Origin of the sequence: Rahnella rivi, from assembly GCF_019049655.1 — a bacterium.
Lineage (GTDB): Bacteria > Pseudomonadota > Gammaproteobacteria > Enterobacterales > Enterobacteriaceae > Rahnella > Rahnella rivi.
Genome location: NZ_JAFMOX010000062.1, coordinates 272,741 through 281,338, shown reverse-complemented (window position 1 = coordinate 281,338; position 8,598 = coordinate 272,741). Strand labels below are relative to the sequence as shown.

At 55.6% G+C, this 8,598-nt stretch carries 10 protein-coding genes; 4 read left to right on the top strand and 6 right to left on the bottom strand.

The window, feature by feature from the left end; translation table 11 throughout:
- Positions 1-30 precede the first annotated feature (30 nt).
- Genes J1779_RS16580 through ulaA form a run of 6 tightly spaced genes read right to left on the bottom strand, consistent with a single transcriptional unit; the run spans position 31 to position 4,477 of the window.
- On the bottom strand, positions 31-720 hold the full coding sequence (locus J1779_RS16580; protein WP_122097275.1) for an L-ribulose-5-phosphate 4-epimerase: 690 nt from the start codon (positions 718-720) through the stop codon (positions 31-33).
- Positions 717-1,577, bottom strand: coding sequence for an L-ribulose-5-phosphate 3-epimerase (locus J1779_RS16575; RefSeq protein WP_217204280.1), 861 nt, complete (start codon positions 1,575-1,577; stop codon positions 717-719). Before J1779_RS16575 ends, J1779_RS16580 begins: the two co-directional genes overlap by 4 nt.
- A gap of 10 nt (positions 1,578-1,587) precedes the next feature.
- Positions 1,588-2,244, bottom strand: a complete 657-nt coding sequence (locus J1779_RS16570) for a 3-keto-L-gulonate-6-phosphate decarboxylase UlaD (RefSeq protein ID WP_217204279.1) — start codon at positions 2,242-2,244, stop codon at positions 1,588-1,590.
- A 25-nt stretch (positions 2,245-2,269) separates the two neighbouring features.
- Positions 2,270-2,740 (bottom strand): PTS ascorbate transporter subunit IIA, encoded by a 471-nt coding sequence (ulaC, locus tag J1779_RS16565; protein WP_136375387.1) that lies wholly within the window; start codon positions 2,738-2,740, stop codon positions 2,270-2,272.
- 10 nt (positions 2,741-2,750) lie between these two features.
- Positions 2,751-3,059, bottom strand: coding sequence for a PTS ascorbate transporter subunit IIB (ulaB, locus tag J1779_RS16560; RefSeq protein WP_122097273.1), 309 nt, complete (start codon positions 3,057-3,059; stop codon positions 2,751-2,753).
- A 14-nt stretch (positions 3,060-3,073) separates the two neighbouring features.
- Entirely contained in the window at positions 3,074-4,477 is a 1,404-nt protein-coding gene (gene ulaA / locus J1779_RS16555; protein WP_217204278.1) for a PTS ascorbate transporter subunit IIC, read from the bottom strand.
- 406 nt (positions 4,478-4,883) lie between these two features.
- Between ulaA and ulaG the strand changes: the two genes are divergently transcribed.
- The 4 genes from ulaG to J1779_RS16535 all read left to right on the top strand — a co-directional run bounded on the left by ulaG (position 4,884) and on the right by J1779_RS16535 (position 8,590).
- Positions 4,884-5,948, top strand: coding sequence for an L-ascorbate 6-phosphate lactonase (ulaG, locus tag J1779_RS16550; RefSeq protein ID WP_217204277.1), 1,065 nt, complete (start codon positions 4,884-4,886; stop codon positions 5,946-5,948).
- Between the two features lie 137 nt (positions 5,949-6,085).
- A complete protein-coding gene (ulaR, locus tag J1779_RS16545; protein WP_056775492.1) occupies positions 6,086-6,841 on the top strand; it encodes an HTH-type transcriptional regulator UlaR in 756 nt (251 codons plus the stop codon).
- Between the two features lie 84 nt (positions 6,842-6,925).
- Positions 6,926-7,246, top strand: a complete 321-nt coding sequence (gene glpE / locus J1779_RS16540) for a thiosulfate sulfurtransferase GlpE (protein ID WP_122097270.1) — start codon at positions 6,926-6,928, stop codon at positions 7,244-7,246.
- Positions 7,247-7,399: 153 nt separating this feature from the next.
- Complete coding sequence (locus tag J1779_RS16535; RefSeq protein WP_217204276.1) at positions 7,400-8,590, top strand: trans-sulfuration enzyme family protein; 1,191 nt, start codon at positions 7,400-7,402, stop codon at positions 8,588-8,590.
- Positions 8,591-8,598 lie beyond the last annotated feature (8 nt).

Here is an 8,598-nt window from a genome sequence, read left to right as displayed (position 1 = left end):
GGAGGGCATTTTAAGGGCATCTCCGTGCCATTATTTCTGTCCGTAATAGGCATCCGGCCCGTGTTTGCGGCTGAAGTGTTTTTGCAGCAAATAGTCGTCCATCGGGGTTTGGTTACGCCGTATTGAACCGGTGATCCACGCCATTTTCGCGACTTCTTCCAGCACCACGGCGTTGTGTACCGCCTGTTCCGGCGTGGTGCCCCAGCAGAACGGGCCGTGCTGGGCGACCAGAATGCCCGGCATGTGCAGCGGGTCGATGCCGCTCAGCGCTGCGGCGATCACTTTGCCGGTTTCCAGTTCATATTCGCCGCCCACTTCCTGACGCGATAAAGGCCGGGTGCACGGCACCGCACCGGCGAAATAATCCGCGTGCGTGGTGCCCAGCGGCGGGATGGCCACACCGGCCTGCGCCCATGAGGTCGCGTAGGTGGAATGGGTATGCACGATGCCGCCAAGCTGCGGAAAACGGGCGTAGAGTTCGAGATGCGTGGCGGTGTCAGAGGAAGGGGTGTAATGCCCTTCCACGACGTCGCCTTGCAGGTTCAGCACCACCATATCGCTGGCCTGCATGCTTTCGTATTCCACACCGCTCGGCTTGATGACCACCAGCCCGCGCTCGCGGTCAATCCCGCTGACGTTTCCCCACGTAAAGGTCACCAGACCGTAAGCGGGCAGCGCCATGTTGGCTTCAAATACGCGTTGTTTCAGAGCATCCGTCATACGGTTTCCTCCATGTTCAGCCCGGCTTTCTGCATTTTATCCACCACCCAGGCGCGGGCGTTGCGCACTTCCTGCATCGGATCGGCGGCCGTTTCGCTCCACATTTCGATCAGGTACGGCCCGCGATAACCGCTTTTTTGCAGCGTGGCAAAGCAGCGCTCGAACTCCACCACCCCGCTGCCGAAGGGCACGTTTTTGAATACGCCGGGCTGCGTGTCTTTAATATGCACGGCGACGATGTGCCCCGCGCCGCTCGCCAGTTCCATCTGCACGTCGTTATCCCACGCCGACAAATTGCCGATATCCGGGTAAAGCTGGAACCACGGGTTATTCAGGTAATGCGTGTAACCCAATGCTTTGCTGATGGAATTCATCAGCGGGTAGTCCATGATTTCCATCGCAAGCGTCACCTGCGCGCGGCTGGCCATTTCGACCGACTCCTGCAAGCCGTCGCGAAAACGTTCGCGGGTGTGGTCGTTGGCCTGCTGGTAATAAACGTCATAACCGGCGAGCTGGATCACGCGGATGCCGAGATCCTGCGCCAGCACGATGGCTTTGCGCATGATCTCCAGCCCCTGATTGCGGGTTTCATCATCTTCTGCGCCGAGCGGAAACCGCCGGTGCGCGCTCAGGCACATCGACGGAATGCGGATGCCGGTGCGCGAAATCGCATCGACCACCAGCAGGCGTTGCTCGCGTGACCAGTCAAGCCGCGCCAGCCGGTGATCGGTTTCATCTACCGACATTTCAACGAAATCGAAGCCCAGCTCTTTCGCCAGCGTCAGGCGCATCAGCCAGTCTTCGCCCGCAGGCAGGGCTTTTTCATAGATACCGAGTGGAACGGCTTTATGCATCATGCGAGATTCCTTAGCCCCAGAGCTGGCTGATGGATTTTTTGAACTGACGCGCCGCGTCAACCGGATCTTTGGCATCGCGGATACTGCGACCGGCGATGAAAACGTGGACCGGAATGTCTTTAAACAGCGGCAAATCTTCCAGCGCCAGCCCGCCGGTAATGGTCACTTTAAAGCCCATATCCGACAGGCGTTTGATGGCGGTGATATCGGCATCACTCCACGCCACACCGGCGGCCTGGGCATCGCGGCTGCGGTGATAAACCACCTGCTCGATACCGGCGTCATGCCATTCCTGCGCCTGTTCCCACGTCCAGTAACCGGTCAGTTCAATCTGCACGTCGCCGTTAAATTCCTTCGCCACTTCCAGCGCGCCTTTGGTGGTGTTGATGTCGGCGCAGCAAATCACCGTCACCCAGTCGGCGTTGGCTTCAAAGCACATGCGCGAGAGGATTTTTCCGGCATCGGCGATTTTGGCATCGGCCAGCACGATTTTTTCCGGATACAGCGCTTTCAAATCACGCACCGCCCGCACGCCTTCGGCGACGCATAAAATGGTGCCGACTTCGATGATGTCGACTTCGCTGGCGATCAGGCGCGTGGTTTTGTAGGCGTCGTCCATCGACTGGTTATCCAGCGCCACCTGCAACATCGGTAATGAATGAGACATATTGAATTCCTTCTCTGCTAACGAATTAGTGAACCGCCGCGGCGGAAGTCTGGTCGATCAAATCCAGCACCTGCTGCGCGGTGGTACAGGCGCGCAGGCGGTCAAAATTGGCTTCGTCATCAAACAGGTTCACCACCTGCATGATGCCGATTTCCTGATGGGCGTTGGCATCCACCGCCGCCAGCGTGATGAGGATATCCACCGGATCGTTATCCTCGTGGTTGAACACCCGCGGCGTTTTCAGGGTCACCAGCGCAAAACCGGTTTTCAGGACGCCTTCTTCCGGGCGGCCATGCGGCATCGCCAGCCCCGGCGCTATCACGAAATACGGCCCGAACTGTTTCACGCCATCCAAAATTGCCTGGTAATAACGTGGCTCGACCACACCGGCGTCCACCAGCATATCGACGCCGATTTTCACCGCTTCCTGCCAGGTTTCGGCCTCTGCGTTGAGGCGAATCGAGTTGTTTTCAGCCAGCGAATCTCGCAGTTTCATACAGCGCTCCTTACTTTTTCAGCGACGACGGAAAGTGCGCGTTGATCACTTCCATCACTTTCGGGCCGAAATCTGCCGCCGACAGCATGTTGCGCACGCCGACCACGTATTTGTTGCCGCTGACGGTGATTTCATCCGCCACGTGCGTGGACGCGACAATAATGTCGGCGCCGCCCAGCTCTGATTTGTATTCCCCCACCGCGCAACTGTTCATGGTGTGATCCACGCCTTCCTGTGTCAGGAACTGGCCGATTTTCATCTTCATGATCATCGAACTGCCTTGCCCGCAACCGCATACCGCCAGAATTCGTACTGTCATGGGAACCTCGTTGATTAATGTGAAGTGGATTGATTAAGCGTTTGTTTTTCCGCATCTTCTTCTGCGCGCAATGTGCGACCGGCGAAGAACATGTACAGCAGTGCGATCACCGCGATGATGCCCATAAAGGCCATGCCGATGCTGAAGAAGCCCTGCATCATTGGCGGTGCCAGAATCGACCAGTCAGCCATGCCCATCCAGGCACTCAGGCCGGTGAGTTTGATGGCCCAGACGCAGCCGAAGATTTCGATCATCCCCATCACCAGACAGATTTTCAGCGCTGCGCGCCAGCCGCCGAAGTGGTTGGCAAACACGCCGATGGTGGCGTTGGAGAAGAACATCGGGATGAAACCGGGGATGATCATGATGGATGAGCCGAGGCCAAACAGAATGGCGACGGCAATCAGTTGGCCGATGGTGCCCCACATAAAGCCCCAGACCACGGCGTTCGGCGCAAAGCTGTAGATTGCCGCGCAGTCGATCGCCAGCACGGCACCGGGAATTAAGCGTTGGGAGATGCCGTTAAAGGCTTCGGTCAGTTCAGCGACGAACATGCGCACGCCCTGAATAATGATGAAGATCGCCACCGCAAACATCAGACCGGTTTGCAGGATGTAAATCGTCCAGTGGGTTTTACCGGCCATTTGCTGCACGGTGTCGAGGCCGAAGGAGCACAGAATAATGCCGAAGAACACGGTCATCACGATGGCGGTTGAGACGATATTGTCGTGGAAGATATTCAGCCAGCCCGGCAGTTTCAGGTCTTCCACACTGTCTTCTTTCTTGCCGAGATAGGGCGCGATTTTAAAGGCGATCCACGAGGCGAACTGCTGCTGATGCCCGATGGAGAAACCGCTGTTTTCCGTCACGGACTGCGTCGGTTTGTACATCATGTTCGACGTAATGCCCCAGTACAGCGACACCAGAATTGCCGTCGACCAGATGGTGGTCCACATCGGATAGCCCATGATGAAGAAGAACACCGCGATCAGCCCCGCCTGCTGGAACATGATGTGGCCGGTGAGCATGATGGTGCGAATGCCGGTAATACGGCGGAAAACCACCATCAGGATATTCAGCCCGAGGGCGATCAGCACCGCATAACCGACCCAGCTGTAAGCCTCGCCCATGCGCTCGACCGTCGCCATCATCGAGGCGTAGGTGTCAGAGATCGCACCGTTAATGTGGTAAACCTCTGAAAGTTTTGCCACCACCGGTTTAAAGGTGCCCGTCAGAATACCGGACCCCGCCTGCAACAACATAAAGCCGATAATGGTTTTAATGGTGCCTTTGATGATCACTGTCGCGCTCTTCCTGAGCAGGATGTAACCCAGCATGGTCACAATACCCAGCAGCAACGGCGCGTTGGTCATTACCTGATTAAAAAATACGGTGAAGATGGTGTAGAGGAATTCCATAAGACTCTCCGTCTGACCTTGTTTGATCTTCCCAGCGCTGCACTACGCGCGGCGAAGTGAGGGACAGACGCACTCTAATGCTCACATCAAATCAGATAAAGATTCATAATGATTATTTGTGAGCAGTCTCGCAAGATATCGTCATCAGGGTAAATAGCCACCTGGCTAAAAAACCTCATATTCATGAATAATTTCAATACCATAATGGCGTATTATCTTATTCAATAATGCGAATCAGGCTGAATACCCCATCTTATACGCTTTTATTCATGCTCAAAAAACCCGCCTTAAAATCATTGTCATGGCACTTTTTCGGTGATAACTTCCTCATCAACAAATCATGATTAATCATTAAATGATTTATTATGACATCTTATTTCAAACCCAACTCAGATGAGGGAATACCATGAGCAAAGTAGAAACGATCAGCCGCGAGTCCTGGATCCTCAGTACGTTCCCGGAATGGGGCACCTGGTTAAACGAAGAAATTGAGCAGGAAAAGGTCGCGCCGGGCACCTTTGCCATGTGGTGGCTGGGCTGTACGGGGATCTGGCTGAAATCTGAGGGCGGCGCGAATATCTGTGTCGATTTATGGTGCGGCGTCGGCAAGCAAAATCACAGCAGCCCGCTGATGAAAACCGGCCACCAGATGCAACGCATGGCCGGTGTGAAGAAGCTCCAGCCGAATCTGCGCACCACGCCGTTTGTGCTCGATCCCTTTGCGATCCGCGAGATCGACGCCGTGCTCTCCACCCACGATCATAACGATCATATCGATGTGAACGTCGCCGCCGCCGTGATGCAAAACTGCGCTGCCGACGTCCCCTTTATCGGCCCGCAAACCTGCGTGGATTTGTGGATGAGCTGGGGCGTACCGGCTGAACGCTGCATCGTGATGACGCCGGGCAAAGTGGTCAGGATCAAAGATGTGGAAATCCACGCGCTGGATTCCTTCGACCGCACGGTGCTGATCACCCTGCCCGCCGATCAGAAAGCCGCAGGCGTGCTGCCGGACATGATGGATCAGCGTGCGGTGAATTATCTGTTCAAAACGCCGGGCGGAAACCTGTATCACAGCGGCGATTCACACTATTCCAACTACTACGCCAAACACGGCAACGAGTATCAGATTGACGTGGCGCTCGGCTCTTACGGCGAAAACCCGCGTGGCGTGACCGACAAAATGACCAGCGTGGATATGCTGCGCATGGCGGAATCCCTGAACACCAAAGTGGTCATTCCGTTCCATCACGATATCTGGTCGAATTTCCAGGCCAATCCGCAGGAAATCCGTGTGCTGTGGGAGATGAAAAAAGATCGCCTGAAATACGGCTTTAAGCCGTTTATCTGGCAGGTGGGCGGCAAATTTACTTACCCGAATGACAAAGACAATTTCGAATATCACTACCCGCGTGGATTCGACGACTGTTTCACCACAGAAACCGATTTGCCCTTTAAATCTTTCCTTTAAAATTATTTACTTAAAAGAGTCATGCATTCACAGCGGGGAAAGTATTCCCCGCTGGTTTTATCAGCAAATGATGATTGAATGCATTAAATGCTCGTTTATAATCACGCGGTAATCACCTATTTACCTGCGGAGCCACCATGACTGAGCCACAACGACACAACGCTATTCTCGATCTCCTGCAACGTCAGGGGCAGATTTCCGTCGCAGATGTGATTGATCAATTTGATATTTCACCGGCGACAGCGCGTCGTGACATCACCAAGCTCAACGAACTGGGGAAATTGCGTAAAGTGCGCAACGGCGCGGAAGCCGTTAATCAGCCACGCCAGAACTGGACACCGCTGAACATCCATCAAACCCACAACCTCAACGAAAAAATGCGCATCGCCAAAGCGGCAGCCGAACTGTGCCAGCCGGGTGAAAGCGTGGTGATTAACTGTGGCTCGACGGCGTTTCTGCTGGGCCGTGAAATGTGCGGAAAAGACATTCAGGTCATCACCAACTATCTGCCGCTGGCCAATTATCTGATTGAGCAGGAGCACGAGAGCGTGGTGATCATGGGCGGGCAGTACAATAAAAGTCAGTCGATTACGCTGGCCCCACAAGACGGCGATGCCAGCCTGTATGCCGGGCACTGGATGTTCACCAGCGGCGCGGGGCTGACCACTGACGGCCTGTACAAAACCGATATGCTGACCGCAATGGCCGAGCAGAAGATGCTGAATTACGTCGGGAATTTAGCGGTGCTGGTCGACAGCAGCAAAATCGGCCAGCGCGCGGGTATGCTGTTCAGCCGCACCGAGCAAATCGATGTGCTCATTACCGGCAAAGAAGCGAACGGCGACATCATCGGGCAGTTACGCCAGAAAGGCGTGAAAGTGATCCTGGTTTAACGCTTACCCCTTCTCTTTGTCTGGTCTTCGTCGTGCAATTATTGGGTAGAATGACAACATCACCTTTTATGAGGCACGACCAGAATGGAACAATTTGAAGCAATCAGCGTAGAACTTGCGCATTCCCGCCTGACCTCCGGCGAAGCCGTGATGGTCGATATCCGTGACCCTCAGACGTTCGGCGCGGGTCACGCCCCCGGCGCGTTCCATCTGAGCAACGACAGTATGCGTGCATTCATGGAACAGGCCGATGCCAAAAAACCGGTGCTGGTGATGTGCTATCACGGCATCAGCAGTCGCGGAGCAGCACAGTTCCTGATTGGTCAGGGTTTCGAATCGGTCTACAGCGTGGACGGCGGCTTTGAAGCCTGGTCGAAAACCTTTCCGCACGATATCGAAGCCTGATTTTCTCCCCGTTACCCCCTTGTTCTTTTCCGGCGCAGACTATGCTGTTTATAACCAGCTTGATCAGTTTGCGCCGAAAATGTTCTTAAGTTGAAAAAGCTACCTTTCCTCAGTCTTGATATAATTTCCGCCTACTATCGACAGGATTTCAAGATGAAAAATCTGAACACTTCACGTTCTTTAGGGATGCGCACCCTCGCCGTTCATGGCGGCCAGCAGCCTGATGCCCAGACCGGCGCCGTCGCGACGCCTATCACGGCCTCTTCTGCATTTTCGTATCCTGATTTCGACAGCGGTGCTCGCCGTTTCAGCGGTGAAGAGCCGGGCTATATGTACAGCCGTTTCGCCAATCCGACGGTCAGCGTTTTCGAACAAAAACTGGCGGCGCTGGAAGGCGCGGAAACCGCTGTGGCCTGCGCAAGTGGCATGGCGGCCATCAGCGCCACGCTGTTTGCCCTGCTGGTTCCCGGCGATGAAATCATTCATATCGGCACGCTGTATGGCGGCACCGAAGGCGTGGTGCGTAACCTGCTGCCGCGCTATGGCATCAAACCGGTTCACGTCACCGATGTGAGCGGGTTGGAAGCGGCATTCACGACAAACACCAAAGTGGTGCTGGTGGAAACCCCTGCCAATCCGGGGCTGGATATCGCCGATCTGGCCGAGATCGCCCGTCTGTCCAAAGCCGCAGGTGCGGTGAGTGTGGCGGATAACACCTTTGCCACGCCGTACCTGACGCGTCCGCTGGAATTGGGCATTGATATCGTTCTGCACTCCGCCACCAAATACATCAGCGGTCACGGCGATGCGACCGGCGGCGTGGTGGCCGGTTCTGCGGCGTTAATCACCCCAATCCGCACCCTGAGCCTGAAACAGTTCGGCGGTTGCCTCAGCCCGTTCGAAGCCAGTTTGCTGATCCGGGGTTTGAAAACGCTGCCGCTGCGCGTGGAAGCCAGTTCCCTCAGCGCGCAGGCGGTGGCGGAGTTCCTCGACGGCCACAGCGCGATCGACACGGTGTTCTATCCGGGGCTGAAACAGCATCCGGGGCACGCCACGGCATCGAAACAAATGAAACTGTTTGGCGGGATCATGGCGATTGAGCTGAAAGGCGGGCTGAACGCCGCACGCACTTTCCTCGATAAGCTGAGCATCATCACGCAGGCGGTGTCACTCGGCGATACTGACTCGCTGGCCTGCCATCCGGCATCTACCACCCACAGCGCCGTCGCGCCGGAGATCCGCCGTCAGAGCGGGATCACCGACGGGCTGGTGCGTATCAGCATCGGTATCGAAGACACCGAAGACCTGATCGCCGATCTGGCGCAGGCGCTGGAAGGGTTGTAAATCTGCCT

What these genes read in the sequence shown, in the direction of transcription:
- J1779_RS16580 (WP_122097275.1), bottom strand. Translation starts at nt 720, where the DNA reads ATGACGGATGCTCTGAAACAACGCGTATTTGAAGCCAACATGGCGCTG.
- ulaB (WP_122097273.1), bottom strand. Translation starts at nt 3,059, where the DNA reads ATGACAGTACGAATTCTGGCGGTATGCGGTTGCGGGCAAGGCAGTTCG.
- glpE (WP_122097270.1), top strand. Translation starts at nt 6,926, where the DNA reads ATGGAACAATTTGAAGCAATCAGCGTAGAACTTGCGCATTCCCGCCTG.
- ulaA (WP_217204278.1), bottom strand. Translation starts at nt 4,477, where the DNA reads ATGGAATTCCTCTACACCATCTTCACCGTATTTTTTAATCAGGTAATG.
- J1779_RS16570 (WP_217204279.1), bottom strand. Translation starts at nt 2,244, where the DNA reads ATGTCTCATTCATTACCGATGTTGCAGGTGGCGCTGGATAACCAGTCG.
- J1779_RS16575 (WP_217204280.1), bottom strand. Translation starts at nt 1,577, where the DNA reads ATGATGCATAAAGCCGTTCCACTCGGTATCTATGAAAAAGCCCTGCCT.
- J1779_RS16535 (WP_217204276.1), top strand. Translation starts at nt 7,400, where the DNA reads ATGAAAAATCTGAACACTTCACGTTCTTTAGGGATGCGCACCCTCGCC.
- ulaG (WP_217204277.1), top strand. Translation starts at nt 4,884, where the DNA reads ATGAGCAAAGTAGAAACGATCAGCCGCGAGTCCTGGATCCTCAGTACG.
- ulaR (WP_056775492.1), top strand. Translation starts at nt 6,086, where the DNA reads ATGACTGAGCCACAACGACACAACGCTATTCTCGATCTCCTGCAACGT.
- ulaC (WP_136375387.1), bottom strand. Translation starts at nt 2,740, where the DNA reads ATGAAACTGCGAGATTCGCTGGCTGAAAACAACTCGATTCGCCTCAAC.